At 60.4% G+C, this 18,368-nt stretch carries 13 protein-coding genes; 7 read left to right on the top strand and 6 right to left on the bottom strand.

Annotation, left to right across the window (positions count from 1 at the left end):
* Window positions 1-64: 64 nt before the first annotated feature.
* Window positions 65-274, top strand: coding sequence for a ribbon-helix-helix domain-containing protein (locus K7A42_RS23580; RefSeq protein WP_035209777.1), 210 nt, complete (start codon window positions 65-67; stop codon window positions 272-274).
* Window positions 275-649: 375 nt separating this feature from the next.
* Here K7A42_RS23580 and K7A42_RS23575 read toward each other — a convergent pair whose 3' ends face one another.
* The 4 genes from K7A42_RS23575 to K7A42_RS23560 form a co-directional block, all read right to left on the bottom strand.
* The gene (locus tag K7A42_RS23575; protein ID WP_282455968.1) at window positions 650-4,348 is read right to left on the bottom strand and encodes an AsmA-like C-terminal region-containing protein; all 3,699 of its coding nucleotides are present in this window, start codon (window positions 4,346-4,348) and stop codon (window positions 650-652) included.
* A 91-nt stretch (window positions 4,349-4,439) separates the two neighbouring features.
* Entirely contained in the window at window positions 4,440-5,852 is a 1,413-nt protein-coding gene (locus tag K7A42_RS23570) for an FAD-binding oxidoreductase (RefSeq protein WP_022556576.1), read from the bottom strand.
* 131 nt (window positions 5,853-5,983) lie between these two features.
* Window positions 5,984-9,133 carry an efflux RND transporter permease subunit gene (locus tag K7A42_RS23565; protein WP_022556577.1) on the bottom strand — a complete coding sequence of 1,050 codons (3,150 nt, stop codon included), beginning with the start codon at window positions 9,131-9,133 and terminating at the stop codon, window positions 5,984-5,986.
* Entirely contained in the window at window positions 9,130-10,296 is a 1,167-nt protein-coding gene (locus tag K7A42_RS23560) for an efflux RND transporter periplasmic adaptor subunit (protein WP_112766560.1), read from the bottom strand. Before K7A42_RS23560 ends, K7A42_RS23565 begins: the two co-directional genes overlap by 4 nt.
* 223 nt (window positions 10,297-10,519) lie before the next feature.
* On the opposite strand from K7A42_RS23560, the gene K7A42_RS23555 reads away from it, so the two are divergent.
* The 5 genes from K7A42_RS23555 to K7A42_RS23535 all read left to right on the top strand — a co-directional run bounded on the left by K7A42_RS23555 (window position 10,520) and on the right by K7A42_RS23535 (window position 15,600).
* Window positions 10,520-10,930, top strand: coding sequence for a carboxymuconolactone decarboxylase family protein (locus tag K7A42_RS23555; RefSeq protein WP_282455967.1), 411 nt, complete (start codon window positions 10,520-10,522; stop codon window positions 10,928-10,930).
* A 102-nt stretch (window positions 10,931-11,032) separates the two neighbouring features.
* The gene (locus tag K7A42_RS23550; RefSeq protein WP_072494945.1) at window positions 11,033-13,507 is read left to right on the top strand and encodes an ATP-dependent helicase; all 2,475 of its coding nucleotides are present in this window, start codon (window positions 11,033-11,035) and stop codon (window positions 13,505-13,507) included.
* A gap of 103 nt (window positions 13,508-13,610) precedes the next feature.
* Window positions 13,611-14,423 (top strand): glycosyltransferase family 25 protein, encoded by an 813-nt coding sequence (locus tag K7A42_RS23545; protein WP_034498809.1) that lies wholly within the window; start codon window positions 13,611-13,613, stop codon window positions 14,421-14,423.
* Between the two features lie 272 nt (window positions 14,424-14,695).
* The gene (locus tag K7A42_RS23540) at window positions 14,696-15,178 is read left to right on the top strand and encodes a DMT family transporter (RefSeq protein WP_035209703.1); all 483 of its coding nucleotides are present in this window, start codon (window positions 14,696-14,698) and stop codon (window positions 15,176-15,178) included.
* Window positions 15,175-15,600, top strand: coding sequence for a DMT family transporter (locus tag K7A42_RS23535; protein ID WP_022556583.1), 426 nt, complete (start codon window positions 15,175-15,177; stop codon window positions 15,598-15,600). Before K7A42_RS23540 ends, K7A42_RS23535 begins: the two co-directional genes overlap by 4 nt.
* A gap of 12 nt (window positions 15,601-15,612) precedes the next feature.
* Here the strand turns inward: K7A42_RS23535 and K7A42_RS23530 are convergent, their stop codons facing one another.
* Entirely contained in the window at window positions 15,613-16,899 is a 1,287-nt protein-coding gene (locus K7A42_RS23530; protein ID WP_035209702.1) for a DUF2778 domain-containing protein, read from the bottom strand.
* 451 nt (window positions 16,900-17,350) lie between these two features.
* Here K7A42_RS23530 and pncA point away from each other — a divergent pair, with 451 nt between their 5' ends.
* On the top strand, window positions 17,351-17,977 hold the full coding sequence (pncA, locus tag K7A42_RS23525) for a bifunctional nicotinamidase/pyrazinamidase (RefSeq protein ID WP_034498807.1): 627 nt from the start codon (window positions 17,351-17,353) through the stop codon (window positions 17,975-17,977).
* A gap of 80 nt (window positions 17,978-18,057) precedes the next feature.
* Here the strand turns inward: pncA and K7A42_RS23520 are convergent, their stop codons facing one another.
* A complete protein-coding gene (locus tag K7A42_RS23520; protein WP_004442755.1) occupies window positions 18,058-18,294 on the bottom strand; it encodes a DUF2164 domain-containing protein in 237 nt (78 codons plus the stop codon).
* Window positions 18,295-18,368 lie beyond the last annotated feature (74 nt).

The raw sequence follows: 18,368 nt of genomic DNA, 5'->3' as shown, positions 1-18,368 counted from the left end.
AGAATCGTAAAACAGGGGCTTGCCGGCAAAACATGATTCAGATTTCCAGCCAAAGACAGATCTGATGATCCGCAAGCATTCCACGACATTGCACGGTCACCGGACCAGTATTTCGCTTGAGGACGCCTTTTGGGACGAGCTGAAAATCATCGCGGAGAGACGCAAGATCAGTTTCGCGGCCCTGCTGGCCGAAATCGATGACAACCGCCCCTCCGACAGCAATCTGTCTTCGTCGCTACGCGTTTATGTGCTGAACTGGCTCAAGACCCGGTAAATTCGCGACGGCGTCACCCGGCGACGCCAGCCCCGCAATTTATGTTCGCCGACTACAAAACATTCCCGCCGAAAACTGGTAACGCTGCGAAAGTATTCATTAAACATTGGCGGACTAATCTGCGCTGCAAGGCATTCCCGTATTGCGTAGCCTTGTTTCCAGCCCTTGTCCGAAACCTCGCTGTCCAGACATCCCCCGATGGGGATACCCATGGTTTCTCCGGGAACAGCCAAGCTTTCTCACCTTCATTCACTGCCTCTTCAACCGTTTCGGACCTGAAAGTCCGGATTGCGGGGTAGCGACCGGAGCCGGTCCAGACCGCGGACATGGAACCGAAGAAGAAATGAAAAGCGACGCCGAGCCCTTTTCGGAAAATTACGGATTGGCGGGAGCATTTTCCGGGGCGAGTTCCCGGATTGCATTTTCCGTCGGTGGCACCACCAGAACCGGCGCTGACTGCGGCTGCGGCACGGGCTGCTGCTGTTGCTGCTGCAAACGTTCCTGCTGTTCTTTTTCCTGCCGCAGACGTTCTTCGGCAGCAGCCTTCAGCCGCGCTTCTTCCTCTGCCTTCGCCTTGGCTTCCGCCTCCGCCCGTTCCTTTTCCGCCTGCCGCTCAGCCGCCTGGAAACGATAAAGCGCCACTTCGCGACGCAGGCGTTGCTTTTCAAGAACGCTTGCCTGCATTGCCTCCACCCTGCGCCGCTCCTTTTCGAAGGCCCGCAGGGACAGGTAGTTGGTGAGCGCCGAAACGTCGGTCGTCAGGGCTGGCGCAGCAAGCGGACCGTTGTAATTCAGGCGCAAAGACGGTTCGGCGCCGGCAACCGTTTCGGTGCCGGGATTGAACAGGAGATCGAAGTCGCCATTCACCGTGAAAGCAGCAAGATCAACCGTCGCATCGGCTGTCAGCGTCAATGGATCGATCGCCGCCCGCAAATTCTGGAAATGCAGCGCACCACCATTTACCGAGAACGGCAGGGATACATCGCCGAGCCCGATCTCGCCCTGCCACAGGCTCTGGTCCACCAGCGGCCGAACTTTCGGAGCATCGATCGGCTGCTGCAAGCCATCCGCCGCCTGCAGGATTGGCGACAGGGCACCGGGATTGAGCCCCTTAAGCACCAGCCCGCTGGCCCGGATTTCACCCGAGCCACCCGCTGATTTCAGCATTTCACCAACGCTTTTGCCGGTCGATTCTGCCGTGAGATCAATGGCCACGCGGCCGGTCGCAACCGGACCGTTCGCATTCGCCCAAAGGATCGGCTCCGGATTGGCGTCGGTTACCGCGATCTTGGTGCGGAAAATGCCCGCCCCCTCGCCCGTGGACATCGCAAACCGTCCTGCAATCTTGCCGCCCATGAAGCCGCCGGTGATGTCGTCGAGTGCGAGACTGCCCGAATCATGCGTTACCTTGCCCGTCAAACCCGTGACAGTGCCGAAAGGTCCAGCCTCGAAGCTTTCCGCCTTGAGCGACAGAGACGCCTTGAGCTGCGGGAAGGCCGGCATGGCCAGCGGCTTGGCATTGAGGCCCCCGGTTTCCGGATCGATCACCGGACCATAGATTGCGTCGCCAAGCCAGGCGAGATCGGCGGTCCGGACTGAGAGATCGCCGCTGACGGAATGGGGCGCGGCGCGTTCGAACGTCAGATTGCCGGAGAAGGGATTACCGCCTGCCTGTCCGCCGACAGAAGAAAGCGCAATTTTTTGTCCATCCACCGCAACTTTCGCATTGGCCTTCACCGCCATGCCCCCGCCGAGCTGCGGCAGCCCAACGGCATTCATGATGAGATAGGGCTCGATATCAGCGCTTTCGAGAACGACATCGGCACTGCCCTCGCCGAAATTGGCGGCTGAAACGGCAAAGGAGCCGTTCGCCGAAAAATGTGTGCGTTCCGTCGAGAAGCGGATATCGGTCTGTGCCGGCGCGCCGAGCGTGCCATTGAGCTTGACGGACAGGAGGCCCTCGCCGTCAGCGTCGAAGGGCAACGGGTCAAGCCCGGCCTGGCCGAACAGGATGGCCGTCGACTGGTTTTTCAAGACAGCTTCCAGCGACATGGCCGTGTCATCGGTGATCGACAGGAAATCCGGCATCTTGGCGACGGCGGACAGCCGGCTGCCGTTAACGGTACCGGAGACGGCAACATTGGCGCCGCCGTTTTCGCTGTTGACCGAGACATCCATTGCAAGGTCGGAATTGGCGTACCATGGCGCGCTGGCCGCCAGGCGGCTGAGGAAGGGATGAGCAGGCAGTTTCTGCTGCAGCATCGTAAAGAAGGGCTGCATATCCGCTGCGTGCAGGTTCACCGTGCCTTTGCCCGCATATTTCAGCAACGACCCCTGCAATTCGCCTCTTGCCCTGACCTCTGCACCGGCGATATCGCCAGCCGTCATATTTTCCAGCGAAAGAACCCCGCCCGCCATCGTGAAGGCGGTCTCGACGTGATTGGCGGTCACCCCGGCTATGTTGAACCGGTCGGCCTTGAACTTCGCAGTAATGCGGTGGTCGAGAACCGAGCTTCCGACCTGATCGCCGAGCGCTAGACTGCCGAGTGCCTTCAGCGCGTCCAGGTCGATTTCGTTGCCCGCAAGATCGATCGAAAGGTTGGAGGTCTTGCCGTCGGAGCGCCGTTCCAGCTCGCCTTTCAGCGACGCGTCGCCGATGGCGAGCTCCAGATTGTCGAAGCGCTGGTTCAGCGTCGTCAACGAGACATCGGCAGAAAAGCCGGCGGCATTGAGTTGCCGGATGGCCGGATCGACGGAACCGGAAAGCCAGTTCGCCAGCCCCGAGGGCTGGTTGGACGCAACGAGCATATTGCCGTTGAAGGCCGGACCACCAAGCAGGGTCAACGATCCCTTGGCCTCCAGCTGGGTTCTTCCTGGCAACGTCGCCACCGCATTCACCACCTGCCAGCCGCTGCCCTGCGGCCGAACATCCAGCCGGATGTCACGAATGGTCGTGTCGTCGGAAACCAGAGCGGGAAGGCTGATGCTCGCCTTACCCGGCACCGGCGGTACGGGAATGCGCGCCACCATGGCGGCAAAGGCCTCGATGCGCTGGCGCACGGAAACGGTGGGCTGGCGCGAGGTCTTGCCCGTCTGCACGACAGGCGGCGCAAAACGTGCGACATCGATCTGCTGGCCATCGGCCGTCAGCAGGAATTCGGGCTTGGCGCCGGTATCGAGCGTCGCCTCTCCGGTCACGACATAGGGATTTTCGTTACCGCCGAGTTCCATGCGGTAGCTCGGTATACGCACGCTCTCATTGGTCAGTTCAAAACTGCCGCGGGTGCGCGGCGAGGAAAAGAGCGATTGCCCGGCCTGTTTCGGCTTTTCGTCTTCCCTGAAACTGAAAGAAAAGGAACCGCTATAGGCGGGCTTTCCCGCCGCTGCGGCGATGACGCCATCCAGATCGACCTCGACGGGATGCTCATCCGGCACGACGCGGACGCGAAGGCCCATGCGGCCATTGGCATAATCAGGTTCGCTGCTTGAGAGGGAGAAAGAGCCGGGATGCCCGTCGACGGCAGCCCGCCCGTCCGCCTTCCATGGTCCGGCCAGCGAATTGGCGGACATATCGGCGGTAAGACCGGTGATCAGGCGGTTGCGACCCGATTGCTCGTCGATGAACTCGATCTGGCCGCCCTCAATCTGCACGCTTTCCAGAACCACGGTTCGGGCGGGAATTTCCGCGCGGCTGCCGCGCATCCAGTCCAGCGTGCCGTCTTTCAGCAGCCTGATCTTCGCCTTGGGTTCCTCGATGCGCATATCAAAGATGCGCGCCTCGCCGGAAAGGAAGGGCGCGAGCTCGGCGTCCATGGAAAAACGCGCGACCTGGATGAGCGGCGATCCATCGGCATCCGTCCCGGCCCGGACATCATGCAACGTTACCGAAGGGAACGGCAGGATGCGGGCCTCGACGCGGCCATGCACGACAACCTTCTTGCCGAGAATACGGCTCGCCTGGTCCTCAAAATCACGGCGGAAATCCGTCCAGTCGACGAAATAGGGAATAAGCAGCGCCGAAAACAGCACCACCGCCAGCAGTCCGCCCAGAAAAACCAGAATACGCCCGAGCACTGACCTGCATCTCCCTTCACGAACGCTGCAAACCTATTCTTTTTTGCCTTAACGGCAAGCAGCCTTTTGTACCAATCAAATGTGAGAACGATCAGACAAGACGGAACAACTTGCCCGGATTGAAAATGTTGTCCGGGTCGAGCGACATTTTGATGGCGCGCATCACATCCAATGCATTGCCGGCCTCTTCGGCGAGGAAACTCATCTTGCCCTGTCCTATGCCGTGTTCGCCGGTGCAGGTGCCGTCCATGGCGATGGCGCGGCGGTTGAGACGGGCAACGAAGGCTTCGGTTTTCGCTACGCTTTCCGCATCTTTTCCATCGAACAGAATAAGCACATGAAAGTTCCCGTCGCCGGCATGGCCGACGATCGGTGCGAGAAAGCCGTTTTCCTGGATATCCAGCTGCGTTTCAACCACGCAATCCGCCAGCCTCGAAATCGGCACGCAGACATCGGTGGAAAGCCCGTCGAGATGGGGCGCAAGCGCCCGCGAGGCCCAATAGGCGTCGTGCCGCGCCTTCCAGAGCTTGTTGCGTTCGGCGGCATCGCTTGTCCAGCGGAAGTCGATGCTTCCGCATTCAGCCGCGATTTCTGCGAACTGCTGCGACTGTAGCGCCGCCGTTTCCTCGGTGCCGTGGAACTCCACGAAAAGCGTCGGCTTCTCCGCATAGTTCAGGCCGGAATAGGCATTGCAGGCCCGGACCTGGACCTCATCGAGCAATTCGATACGGGCAACCGGAACCCCCATCTGGATCGTCATGATGACGGCATCGCAGGCCGCCTTGATGCTGTCGAATGTGCAGACGCCGCCGGCGATCTTTTCCGGTATGCCCTGCAGCCGCAGCGTCACCGAAGTGATGACGCCGAGCGTCCCCTCGGCCCCCACGAAAAGCCGCGTCAGGTCATAGCCGGCAGACGACTTCCGAGCGCGGCGCGCGGTGCGGATTTCCTCGCCGTTGGCGACGACGGCGGTAACGGCGAGCACATTGTCCTTCATCGTGCCGTAACGCACGGCATTGGTGCCGGAAGCGCGTGTCGAGGCCATGCCGCCGATCGAGGCATTGGCGCCGGGATCGATCGGGAAGAACAGGCCGGTATCGCGCAGATAGACATTGAGGTCCTCGCGCGTCACGCCCGGCTCCACCGTCACATCAAGATCTTCGGCATTCACCTCAATGATGCGATTCATCCGGCTGAAATCGATGCAGATTCCGCCGCTGGGCGCATTCACCTGCCCTTCCAGCGAAGACCCCGTCCCAAACGGAATCACCGGCACCTTATATTGCGAGCAGACCTTCACGACGGCCTTCACATCATCAGCACTCTCGGCAAAAACGACGCCGTCAGGCGCCTGGAGCGTCAGATAGGTGGTGGTGTGGCCGTGCTGCTCCCGAAACGCCTGTCCGGTCTGGAGCCTGTCGCCGAGTTGCTGCTTCAGAACGGCGAGCGCAGACGCAATGCCCTCTTCGTTACGCTTTCCCGCCACCACATCTTTCAACGCCATCGTCCGTCTCCACCGCAACATCAGCCCGTAAAGGATTCGATCCGTTACGAAATTCCGTCAGGTGGTATGGGATAAGGTTAACGCTTTGTCCAGCCGCGCAATGGCGCCAGACGGTAAGGCGGCAACCGTTTTTATTCCGCAGCAAGCAGCGGCTTGTCTTCCTCCAGCGCCTTGCGGCGGGCGGCAAGTTCCAGTTCGCGGTGAAGGCGGATTTCCTCATCCGCTTGCGGTTTGGCGAAGCGGGCGATCAGCAGGTAGGAGACCGGTGTGATGTAAAGCGTCACCAGCGTCGCGAAGCCCAGTCCGCCGACGATGACCCAGCCGAGCGCGATGCGCGCCTCGGCGCCGGCTCCCTGCGCCAGAACCAGCGGCACGCCGCCAAGGATGGTCGCGATCATCGTCATCATGACCGGACGCAGACGGATGCTGGTGGCTTTTTCGATAGCTTCCCGCACGGTTGCACCCTGATCGCGCAGATGGTTGGCGAATTCAACAATCAGGATACCGTTCTTCGCCATGACGCCAACGAGCAGCACGAGGCCGATCTGGCTGTAGACATTGAGGCTGGAGCCGGTGACGAGCAGCGCGATGACGGCACAGGCAAGGCCGAGCGGCACCGTTGACATGATGATGATCGAACTCAGCACGCTTTCGAACTGCGCGGCAAGCACGAGGAAGATGATGGCAATCGCGAAACCGAAGGTCAGCAGCATGCCGCTCGAATTCTCCTCCAGTGTCGCAGCCTCGCCCAGCGGCAGCAAGCGTGCACCGGGCGGCAGGACGGATTGCGAGAGCTCGTTCACCTTTTGCAGCGCCTCGCCCAGCGAAACGCCGTCCTTGAGGTTGGCGGTAAAGCCGACGGAGGGAAGCTGCTGTTCGCGGTTGAGCTGCGGCGCAACCGCATTTTCCTTGAGCGACGCGATGACCGACATCGGCACGATCTTGCCGTCGCCCGTCTTCAGGAAGACATTCTCAAGATCGGTCGGATCATTGATCGGCCGGGTGGAGGACAGGAGCCGCACCGGGATCGCATCGCCATCCACGAAGACGTCGACAATCGAGCGCCCTTCCAGCAGCGACTGCATGGCGCGAGAGAGACCGGTGATGTCGATGCCGAGATCAGACGCGCGCTCACGGTCGATGGAGACCGAAATCTGCGCCTGATTGGGTTCGTTGTCGAAACGTGGCGTATCAAACAGGCCGCTTTCTTCCATGGAAAGCAGCAATTTCTGCGTCGCCTCTGTCAGCGCCGCATAATTGCTGCCGACCATCGCCATCTGCAATCCGTTGCCGGCGCCGCGAATGCGGAGGCTGTTCGGCTGCATGGCGTTGCCCCGCAACGCCGGAACCTTGTTGGCGGCAGAGGTGACATCGGCAGCGATCTGGTTCTGCGTGCGATCTCGGTCGGCCCAGGGCGCCAGCGTCAGCACCATGAAGCCGGTATTGGACGAGCCGTTCATGCCAGTGATGGAGTAGATGTTACGGATTTCCCCGCTGTCGCGAAGCGGCTGCAGGTTTTCCTCGATCCGCTGCAACTGGTCGCGGGTATATTCGAGGCTGACGCCCTGCGGCGCGGTGACCCGCATCATGATAGAGGCGCGGTCCTCGCGCGGCGTCAATTCACTCTGGATCATGCCGAAGGCGATCCATGACAGGCCGGAAAAGATGAGCGCAACGACGATGACGATGAGGGGGTTGTTGAGGCAGGCGGACAGCGTCGACTTGTATGTGGAGGCAAAGACATTACCGAACCAGGCGAGCGGGCCGGTCGGCTCCTTCAGCCCCTCCTTCAGCATGCGCGAAGCAAGCATCGGGCACAGCGTCAGTGCCACGATGGAGGACAAACCCACCGCGAAGGCCAGCACAAAACCGAATTCACGGAACAGGCCGCCAAGCTGACCCGGCAGGAAAGAAAGCGGAATGAACACGGCAGCCAGCGTCGCCGTCGTCGCGATGACGGCGAAAAACACCTCCTGCGTGCCGAGAACGGCAGCGGCCCGGGGCCCCATGCCTTCCGCCCGGCGGCGCACGATATTTTCCAGCACCACGATGGCGTCATCGACCACCAGACCAGTCGCCAGAACGATGGCGAGCAGTGTCAGGATATTGACGGAGAAGCCGACCATATAAATGGCGACGATGGTGCCGATTAGCGCCACCGGCATGGTGATCGCGGGAATGAGGGTGGCGCGCCAGTCGCGCAGGAAGAGATAAAGCACCACAACGACGATGATCGCCGAGAGCCCGAGCGCCAGTTCGACCTCGTGCAGCGCGCCTTCGATGAAGACGGCATCGTCACTGGTCACGACGACACGCGTGCCCTCCGGCAGATTGGCCGACATGGCGTCGACGGCGGCTTTCACACCGGTCGAGATACTGAGCGTGTTTGACTGTGCCTGGCGGATGATGCCAAGACCGACGCCCTGAACGCCGTTCGAGCGCAGCGACGTGGATTCGTCGTCCGCCCCCAGCATGACGGTCGCCACGTCCCTGAGGCGGATATTGTTCTTGATGAGAAGATTGGAAAAATCCTCGGGCTTTGTCAGGCTCGCGGTGGCGCGCACGACGATATCCTGCGTCGTGCTTTTCAGCGAACCCGCCGGGACATCGAGGGCAGCGCTTGCAAGCGCGTTGGAAACATCGGTCACCGTCAAACCGCGGCTCGCCAATGCTGCCTGATTGAGATCGACGCGAAAGACCTTTTCCTGGTCGCCGTAAAGCTCCACATCGGCCACACCATCGACGGCAGCCAGACGGTCGATGATTTCGTCATCCACCAGCTTTGTCAGGTCTTCCATACTGAGCGTGGACGAGGTAACGGCAAGCCGCATGATCGGCTGGCTGTCGGAATCCGCCTTGATGATCTGCGGTTCGTCAGCATCGTCAGGCAACTGGTTGGTGACGCGGCCAATGGCATCGCGCACATCATTGGCCGCAACGGCCATGTCGACATTGTCGCCGAATTCCATCGTCACGCGGCTGGTGCCGAATTGTGAGTTGGACGCGATGGATTTGATGCCGCTGACACGCGCCACCGCACCTTCGATGGTCTGTGTTACCTCCTGATCGATCGTTTCAGGCGCGGCACCTTCATACGTGGTCCTGACGCTGATCGTCGGCCGGTCGACGTCGGGCAATTCGCGCACTTCGACGCCGACCAGAGCGGCGAGGCCGGCAACGACCAGCAGCGTGTTAAGGACCGCTGCCAGAATTGGCCGACGCACGAACAATGCGGTAAAGGCGAGCTTGGAATCCTGACCGGAAGGCGGCTGGGTCGTCATTGGCTGGCAACCTCCTCGGGCTTGGGCTGGTTGCCGACCCGCACCGCCCCGCCTTCGCGCACGCGCTGCAGGCCCTCAATCACGACAGGTTCGCCTTCCGCCAGTTCAGCCTTGACGAGAACGGCATCCGGGTTGCGCTGCACGATCTGCACCCGCACCTTGTTGGATTTATTGTCAGCCACACGCCAGACATAGGAGCCTTCCGCATCCCACTGCACGGCCAGCGGATCAACCGAGGCATAAGTTTCCCCGGCGAAGCGCATCGTGACGCCGAATGACATGCCCGCCCTCAACTCATCCTTCTCATTTCCGAACTTTGCCCGGATGCGGATGGTGCGGCTCGCCTCGTCGACACGGTTGTCGACGGCCTCGATCTCCCCCTTGAAAGTCTCACCCGGGCGCGAAATCGACGTGGCCTCCACCGGCATGCCGACCTTGATCGCAGTCGCGAAACGCTCGGGAGCCCAGAAATTGACGAGAATTTCAGACCGGTCGTCAATGCTGACAATGGTGGACTGCGTCGTGACATTGTCACCGATATTGGCGGCGACGATACCGGCCACGCCTTCGATGGGCGCGACGATATCACGCCGCTTGAGATTGAGTTCGGCGGTACTCAGCGCAAGCTTGGCGGCTTCTTCGGCAATCTGGGCATCCAGCACGTCGAGGCGGGAAACGGATTTCAGGTTCTTGTAGGAATTGGATTTTTCGACGGCGCTGCGCAGCGCCACCTGCGCCTTGTCGCGTTCGATCACCTGCTCCTCGTCATCGAGCCGCGCCAGCACCTGCCCCTTCACGACGCGTGCACCGGACGATGTACGAATTTCAGAAAGCGTGCCGGAAACCTGCGGCATGACGACGACGGACTGGATCGCCTCGCCATTGCCGATGGCGTTCAACCGGTCGTTGACCGTGCCTTTCTTCACAGGGGCGGTCACAACCAGTGTGGCGTTATTGTTGCGGCGTGCACCACCCGCATTCTGTCCCGTCGGCGCGCCCGCCGCCGATCCGCCGGCTGCGGCGACTTCGACCGAAGCAGCGGGTGCTTTGACCAGCCCGATGCTGGCGAGCATATTGCGGGCGTCGGGCGAATAGACGCCCCAGAGACAGAGACCTGCCCCCACCACGGCCAGACTGACACCCACCTGTTTCCAGACCCGCATATAGTTCTCCGGTTGATCATCGCAGCGTAAGAAAGCCCCTGAAGCTCAGGCTTCGGGACATCAGCAGTATTCCCCGTCGTTTAAAACGAGGCAACGCACAAATACGTTTCTTACGTAATTGTAATTTGTGATGGATTCTCGTCGAGCACACCATAAACGCTATATTATCGCAAATATTGTTCAGCGCGGTAGTCTGTCAGCACGAAATGAGCCGGAGGAAGCCATGAGCACCGTCACGAAAACACAAAATCCCGAAGCCGATCCGCGCGTGAAAGCGGTGTTCGATGATATCCGCACCACCCGCAAATCGGACTTCATCAACAATATGTGGCTTTACCTCGCCTTTGATCCTGATCTTCTGGAAAAGACATGGGCCGAGGTCAAGGCGGTGATGGCGACACCCTCGGCGCTCGACCCTCTGGTGAAGGAAATGCTTTACATCGCAGTGTCCGTCACCAATGGCTGCTCCTATTGTACTCATTCCCATACGGCGGCCGCGAAAGCCAAGGACATGACGAATGAACAGCATGCCGATCTGATGCGGATTATCGCGCTCGCCGCCAAGACCAACCAGCTTGCGGTGGCCCTTCAAGTGCCTGTCGATGCCGCTTTTGATGCCGACCAGAGGGCATGAACCCGAAATAATGCCTTGGAATAGGCGTTTTGAGCGGCGATACCGGAATAAAAGCAGAACGCGGTTCTGGCCTTTATATCCCGAATCACTACATTGGGCCGCATGAGCAACAGTTTTGACGATATGCCGTTCTTCGATGAGGAACCCGTGGCGCCGCGCAGGGCGACGAACAATGCCCCTTCGGAAAACGGCGGCGGGCTTGGCATTGCCGCCCGCGCCATGGCTGCGCGCGATCAAACGCGTGCCGCACCCGATTATCTTTCCGGCCTCAACCCGGAACAGCGCGATGCCGTGGAAACGCTGGACGGGCCGGTTCTCGTCCTCGCCGGCGCCGGCACCGGCAAGACCCGTGTTCTGACAACCCGCATTGCCCATATTCTCGCAACGGGCCGGGCCTATCCCAGCCAGATCCTCGCCGTGACCTTCACCAACAAGGCAGCACGTGAGATGAAGGAACGTATCGGCGTTCTCGTCGGCGGCGCTGTCGAGGGCATGCCCTGGCTTGGCACCTTCCACTCCATCGGCGTCAAGCTGTTGCGCCGTCACGCCGAACTCGTCGGCCTGAAATCGGATTTTACCATTCTCGATACGGACGATGTGGTGCGGCTGATCAAGCAGCTCATCCAGGCCGAAGGTCTCGATGACAAGCGCTGGCCGGCCAAACAGTTCGCCGGCATGATCGACGGCTGGAAGAACAAGGGCCTGACGCCGCCGGATATTCCGGAGGGGGACAGCCGCGCCTTCGCCAACGGCAAGGGCCGCGAGCTCTACACCGCCTATCAGAACCGCCTGAAGACGCTGAACGCCTGCGACTTCGGCGATCTTCTGATGCACCCGATCAGCATCTTTCGCCGCCACACGGATATTCTGAAGGAGTACCACCAGAAGTTCCGCTACATTCTGGTGGACGAATATCAGGACACCAACACGGCGCAATATATGTGGCTGCGGCTGCTTGCGCAGCGCGCCAAGGGCGAGCCGCAAAACGTCTGCTGTGTCGGTGACGACGACCAGTCGATTTATGGCTGGCGCGGCGCGGAAGTGGACAACATCCTGCGCTTCGACAAGGATTTTCCCGGCGCCAAGGTCATCAAGCTCGAACGCAATTACCGCTCCACCGAGCATATTCTCGGCGCGGCCGGCCACCTTATCGCGCATAATGAGGGACGCCTCGGCAAGACGCTGTTTACCGAACGCAGCAGCCCTGACGACGAAAAGGTCGTAGTGCATGCTGCCTGGGATTCCGAAGAGGAAGCCCGCGCCGTCGGCGAAGAGATCGAGCAGCTTCAGCGCAAAGGTCACCTGCTGAACGACATGGCGATCCTCGTTCGCGCTTCCTTCCAGATGCGCGAATTCGAAGACCGTTTTGTCACGCTCGGCCTCAATTACCGCGTCATCGGCGGCCCGCGCTTTTATGAGCGCCTCGAAATCCGCGATGCCATGGCCTATTTCCGCCTCGTCTGCCAGCCGGCCGACGATCTCGCCTTCGAGCGGATCGTCAATACGCCGAAGCGCGGCCTTGGGGATACGACGATCCGCAACCTGCACGACTATGCGCGTGCCCGCGACATTCCGATGCTGGCGGCAGCGGCCGACATCATCGAAACCGACGAGCTGAAGCCGAAGGCCCGCAAGGCGCTGTTCGATGTGGTGCAGGATTTCCGCCGCTGGCAGGGTCTGCTCGAAAACACCGAGCACACCACGCTTGCCGAGCAGATTCTCGACGAAAGCGGCTACACCGCCATGTGGCAGGCCGACAAGACGGCCGAAGCGCCCGGACGCCTTGAGAACCTGAAGGAACTCATCCGCTCGATGGAAGCCTTTGAAAGCATGCGCGGCTTCCTCGAGCATGTCGCCCTTGTCATGGATGCCGAGCAGAACGAAAATCTCGATGCCGTCTCCATCATGACGCTGCATTCCGCCAAGGGTCTGGAATTCGACACCGTCTTCCTGCCCGGCTGGGAAGAAGGCCTGTTTCCGCACCAGCGGGCGCTGGATGAAGGCGGCCGCTCCGGTCTGGAGGAAGAACGTCGTCTTGCCTATGTCGGCATTACGCGTGCCAAGAAACTCTGCCATATCTGGTTCGTCTCGAACCGGCGCATTCACGGGCTGTGGCAATCCACCCTGCCCTCGCGCTTCCTGGATGAACTGCCGCCCGCCCATGTCGATGTCGCAGCATCCGACAGCAATTACGGCGGGTATGGCGGGCGTGGTGGCTACGGACAATCGCGTTTCGACAAGGCAGATCCCTTTGCGAACACCTATTCAACCCCGGGCTGGAAACGTGCGCAGCAGAACCGTAGCGATGCCACCCGCGACAACTGGGGCACGCGCTCCGGCCATGCCGTGGAACGTATTGGCTACGGCGAAAGCGGCCCGCGCACCCGCACCATCGATGGGGAACTGGTGGCCAAATCTGTCGCCGACACGCCGTCAAGATTCTTCGTCGGCGACCGCGTCTTCCACATCAAGTTCGGCAACGGCAATATCGCTGCCATCGAGGGGAACAAGCTCACCATCGACTTCGACCGCGCCGGCCAGAAGCGCGTGCTGGATGGATTTGTGGAAAAGGTTTGATTCAACAACTATGAGTGCCTGAAGGCCGCTTTTCCCATAGCCCACGTCACGCCATTGCAATAAAGGAGTTGCAATGGGATGTGAGAACCGGGTGAGGACTGCTTTGCATATATTGCCGAAAAGCCAGCGCAAGCTTGCGGTTTTCCTGATCAACATGGACGGCGCCACCAAGCGCCTCGCGGATATGACCGCGCGCCTTGATGCCATGGGTCTCAAGGCGGAGCGCATCCCAGGCGTCAATGGCAGGGAGCTGAATTATCCAATCCCGGAATTCAGCGAAATTTCCTATATGCTGATGCATGGCCGCCGCACGTCACCTCCGGAAATCGGTTGCTATCTCAGCCATGTCGCCTGCGCCCGAAAATTCATGGAAGGCGATGCCGATATCTCGCTCATCCTCGAGGATGACGTGATCTTCGATGATGATTTTCTAAATGCGATTGATGAGGCGGCGCTGAATGGCTCAGACTGGGACTTGCTGCGTCTCACGACGGTCAGCAATGGCCGGAAATTTCCGTTCCGTCCGCTCTCGAACGGTCGCTCGCTCGCCATTGCGCTGACACGCGAAAAAGGCTCAGGCGCCTATCTCGTCAACCGTCGCGCCGGGCAATGGATATCGAAGCTCATCCCGATGCGGCTCGCCTACGATATCGCCTTCGATCTTGAATATCTCTCCGGCTTGAAGGCCGCCTTCATCTATCCGCTCTGCGCCACACAGGATGCGGATGGTGAAAGCCAGATCCAGAACAATCTGCGCATTTACCGCCTGCCGCGCTGGCGGTATTTCACTGTCCTGCCCTATCGGGCCTATCTGGAAACCAGCCGGTTCCTGCTGCGCGGTATTCGCTTCGCGGTCGCCAGGGCGCGCGTTGCAATGGAACGCGGCAAGGGCAACGCCGCCCCAGCCGGTCATTGATCGCTCCGTCTTACACTTCGCCGGGCGTGAAGCCGATGAGATAAATTGCCGCCACAACGGCTCCGACAATAAAAATCGAGACGACGAAAATCGTCATCCGGTTCAACGGTTTGCGTGTCGTTTTCTTCATGCTGCAATAATGCGTGGCCACATCGCTTGTTCCGCAACGCACAGGATAATCTCGTCCAAATCCGCCAACTCTCGCAATTCGATTCCGATTCAGGCGCAGATGGGCTAAAGCTCGTGTCCATCTTCAGCTTTTCCGATCCGACATGACAGACACGACGCATCCACGCCTGAATCCGCTGCATCTCGCCGCCGCCTTCGCCAGCGGTTGTCTCTTGACGCTGATGGTGCATTTCAACGGACAGCTGGCCCATCACGGCAACGCGCTGTTTTCTTCCTGGACGGCGCACGGCACCGGCACGGTGGCGGCGCTGGTCTATCTGGCTATCATGCGTTCGAAGAAAGACCTTTCGGCCCCGGCAAAACCGAAAGCGCCGCTCTGGGCCTATTGCGGCGGCGTTGTGGGTGCCGCGATCGTCATCCTCACCTCCACCGCCGTCAATTCACCGCTGGCGCTTTCGGGAACCATTGCGCTCGGACTTGGTGGACAGGTCATCTTCAGCCTTCTGGCTGATATTTTCGGTCTGTTCGGACTGCCCAGAAGAAAGCCGGACCTTCGGGACATGGCGGCAGTGGCGCTCATTCTATGCGGCAGCGCACTCATCATCCTTGTCGGGAGAACGGCATGATCGTCTGGATCGCCATGGCCTTTACCGGCGGCGTCTTCGTGGCGCTGAGCCGCCAGATCAACGGCCGGCTCAGCCTGTCAAACTCGCCGCTCATCGCGTCTTTCTGGAACCACATCGTCGGCTTTGCCGTACTGACCGTGATCGGACTCGTTGTCGGCGGCCTCATTCCACCGGGTGCGGCCGATGCACCCTGGCTTGCCTTTATCGGCGGCCCCATCGGCGTCGTCTTCATCGCTTCGGGAAGCTGGCTCATTCCCCGCATCGGCGCGGTCAACACCGCGCTTCTGGTCATAAGCGGCCAGATGGTCTCAGGTGTGATGCTCGATCTTTTCAGCGATCATCCGCCGAAAATCTGGGCCAGCGCTCTCGGCATCCTGCTCATTCTGGCCGGCATGGTGCTGACGCAGCGGCGCAGCCGTTAAATATTCGCGCAGTCACGAGTCGCTGCCGCGCGAGAACATGCCGAGCAGCGTCTTGCCGCCGCTTTTACCACCACTGCTCGCGAGCGTCGGGCGGTTGCCGTTCAGCTTCGGCACGACCACCATGCGCTTGACCTCACCGCGCTTGAAGGCCGCGAGGAAGCGGGAATAGTCGCGGAACACAACGCAGCCATTGGATTCGCCGCGTTTCGCCAGCATGTATGTATGAGCAAGAAGCCCGTCGCGGCCGTGCGGATTGACACCGTTTTCCGGCGTCAGGCGAATGGCTTCAACGCCGTGGAAGCGCGCCTCGCGCATTGTCAGCTTGTAGCTTGAAGGCGGTGTGGACCCGCGCATCTTGACGTGAACATAATCGGGATTGTCGCGCATCTTGCCGATACCGGAATGCGCTTCCAGTTTCTCGCCATTCGGCATGTGCACCACGCCGGAAGAAATATCGTAGATCGCCGTGCCATTGCCACGGTCAGGCCACGGAACCGCATCCATCTTGCTTGGCTCACGCATCGGATTATCCGGTTTCGCGAAGGCCAGCATGGCGCCGGTGCTCTGTTTCGGCGCCTGCGGCGCCCGCAGCGGAACCGGCGCATCGAAAGCAGGCGCAGAGGCGACAGCGGGAACGCGCTCATCCGCCTTGGCAGTTGCCGCAGGACGCGGTGACGGCTCGACCGTTTGAGCTGTCGCGACATCAGGTCTGAAGCTTGGCAGCGGCACGTCGTCGGGAAGCAGACTGCTTGCCTCTTCCTCGACCTGCGGTCGGGCCAGCGCCACTTCGAATGCCGGATGCTGCGGAACGGCGCTCTGATAGGCAACCTCGGAGGTGCGTCCAAGCGCCGAATCGACGATCGCGGAAGGCTGAAGCGCGGCAAGTTCCTTAACGGTCGCCTGTCCTTTGGCGTTCGCCGCCGCGCCAAATCGTTCGCCGAATTCTTTCGCGCCGATCTCCGGCATGATGCCGGCAAGGCGGACGGCCTTCTGCTGGCCGTGACTGTGGTCGCTCAGGCGGGAAAACTTGCGGACGTGAATATCACGCGCCGCCGTGCGGGCAATCGCCGCCTCGGCGGTATCCAGCCTTGCCACAAGCGTCTTTTCAAATTGTCCGACGCCATGCGAGGCGGCGGCCATACCGTGCAGCGAAGCGAAAGCGGCAAAAGCAAAAATGCCGGCAAAGGCACCGCCACCAAGAAGCGCCGACATTCGCCCGAACGAAAAGGATTTGCCTCTCTTGAGGGAATGCGAACCGGCAAGACCGGCGCCGTTATAGGCCGCAGCAGAAAACGCCATGATACTCGTTACTCGAACCGTTCACGCATACCCGGCCGACGCCGGAGGGATTTTGGGACATCCGAAGAACGGGCGAACACCGGGCCGCTTTCGGAACTGACTGGTTCGAAGCATGACGAATTATGGTAACCAAAGTGTTTACGAGTCCCTGCAAAAATATTTCGTTAAGGTCTGCGCATTGTGGGGCTAAGGCAAAACAATGACTTACGCGGATACCGGGTGCCTGTGCACCGCGTGGTCCCGGGGAAGCGCCCTAATGGCGTCATTGGCCTTGAAAAATTTCCGCCGTATTGTCAGGTAATTTCCGACTTTGCCGGAAATTTGCTGGAAATGCGGCAGGAGTGCGACATGAAAGGTCGCTGCTCCCCACCACAGCACATGCCGGGCAGGCGGAAAAAGGCTTGATCCCCCAGGAGCAGCTTGGCATCCTGCCCGGAAAAGGGAGGCCATCATGAAGGCGTTGCTGCTCATCGATATTCAGAACGGTTTCTGCCCGGGCGGCAATCTGGCCGTTGCCGATGGAGACAAGGTTGTGCCGACTGCCAATGCCCTGATCGACAATGGCGGCTACGACCTCATCGTCGCCTCGCAGGACTGGCACCCGGAAAACCACGGCAGTTTCGCCTCGCAGCATCCCGGCAAGAAACCCTTCGACATGGGCGAACTCTCCGGCAAACCGCAGATGATGTGGCCCGACCATTGCGTGCAGGGCACGGCGGATGCGGAATTCCACCCGGATCTGAAGACGGAAGCTTTCGACTACATTCAGCAGAAAGGCGAAAACCCCGCTGTCGACAGCTACTCCGCCTTTCGCGACAATGACCAGGGCGCGACGACGGGGCTTTCCGATTATCTGACCCGACAGGGCGTGACGCAACTCGATGTCTGTGGCCTCGCCACCGATTATTGCGTCAGTTTTTCGGTGCTCGATGCGCTGGACATGCTGCCCGGCGTCAAAGTCCGCTTCATCGAAGATGCCAGCCGCGGCATCGACCCGCAGGGTATAAAGGCCGCGATTGCGACGATGCGTGAAAAAGGCGCAATCATTCTTAAAAGCCGCGACATATTGCGCGATTAAAGGGAGCTGTGCCTACCACTTTACCGATTGCTGTGCTCGCCACAGGAGCCCTTTTGATAGGCCTCTGCGCGGTGGGTGCATCAGCGCGGCTTCGGTTTCTCCAGCACGTCTATATCCCCCGCCGCGTCCTCAAGACGTCTCAGGATCGCCGCCTGCGCATCGCGAAGCCCCTGATTGTAGAACACATATCCCAATTCCTCCGCCAGAAAATCCACGAAGATTTCCGCCTGCAGAAGGCCGATTTCGGCTTCGGCTTCCCGGGCAAGATAGTTCCGGACACGTGCGGCCAACGCGGCCTTCTCCTGCTTCTCCAGCATCGATCTTCCATGGTCTGATTATTTAGCGGCGTCGGAAGACGGCGATGAGACCGCCCGCCCGGCACCATACCGTA

It is taken from the genome of Agrobacterium sp. InxBP2 (assembly GCF_026191755.1).
Lineage (GTDB): Bacteria > Pseudomonadota > Alphaproteobacteria > Rhizobiales > Rhizobiaceae > Agrobacterium > Agrobacterium pusense.
Note: the sequence above shows the minus strand (reverse complement) of the source record. Positions and strands in the feature narration are given on the sequence as shown.

Bases quoted from the DNA above. Each gene is read 5' to 3' on its own strand.
- K7A42_RS23580 (WP_035209777.1), top strand. From the start codon at position 65: ATGATCCGCAAGCATTCCACGACATTGCACGGTCACCGGACCAGTATT.
- K7A42_RS23570 (WP_022556576.1), bottom strand. From the start codon at position 5,852: ATGGCGTTGAAAGATGTGGTGGCGGGAAAGCGTAACGAAGAGGGCATT.
- K7A42_RS23565 (WP_022556577.1), bottom strand. From the start codon at position 9,133: ATGACGACCCAGCCGCCTTCCGGTCAGGATTCCAAGCTCGCCTTTACC.
- K7A42_RS23560 (WP_112766560.1), bottom strand. From the start codon at position 10,296: ATGCGGGTCTGGAAACAGGTGGGTGTCAGTCTGGCCGTGGTGGGGGCA.
- K7A42_RS23555 (WP_282455967.1), top strand. From the start codon at position 10,520: ATGAGCACCGTCACGAAAACACAAAATCCCGAAGCCGATCCGCGCGTG.
- K7A42_RS23550 (WP_072494945.1), top strand. From the start codon at position 11,033: ATGAGCAACAGTTTTGACGATATGCCGTTCTTCGATGAGGAACCCGTG.
- K7A42_RS23540 (WP_035209703.1), top strand. From the start codon at position 14,696: ATGACAGACACGACGCATCCACGCCTGAATCCGCTGCATCTCGCCGCC.
- K7A42_RS23535 (WP_022556583.1), top strand. From the start codon at position 15,175: ATGATCGTCTGGATCGCCATGGCCTTTACCGGCGGCGTCTTCGTGGCG.
- K7A42_RS23530 (WP_035209702.1), bottom strand. From the start codon at position 16,899: ATGGCGTTTTCTGCTGCGGCCTATAACGGCGCCGGTCTTGCCGGTTCG.
- pncA (WP_034498807.1), top strand. From the start codon at position 17,351: ATGAAGGCGTTGCTGCTCATCGATATTCAGAACGGTTTCTGCCCGGGC.
- K7A42_RS23520 (WP_004442755.1), bottom strand. From the start codon at position 18,294: ATGCTGGAGAAGCAGGAGAAGGCCGCGTTGGCCGCACGTGTCCGGAAC.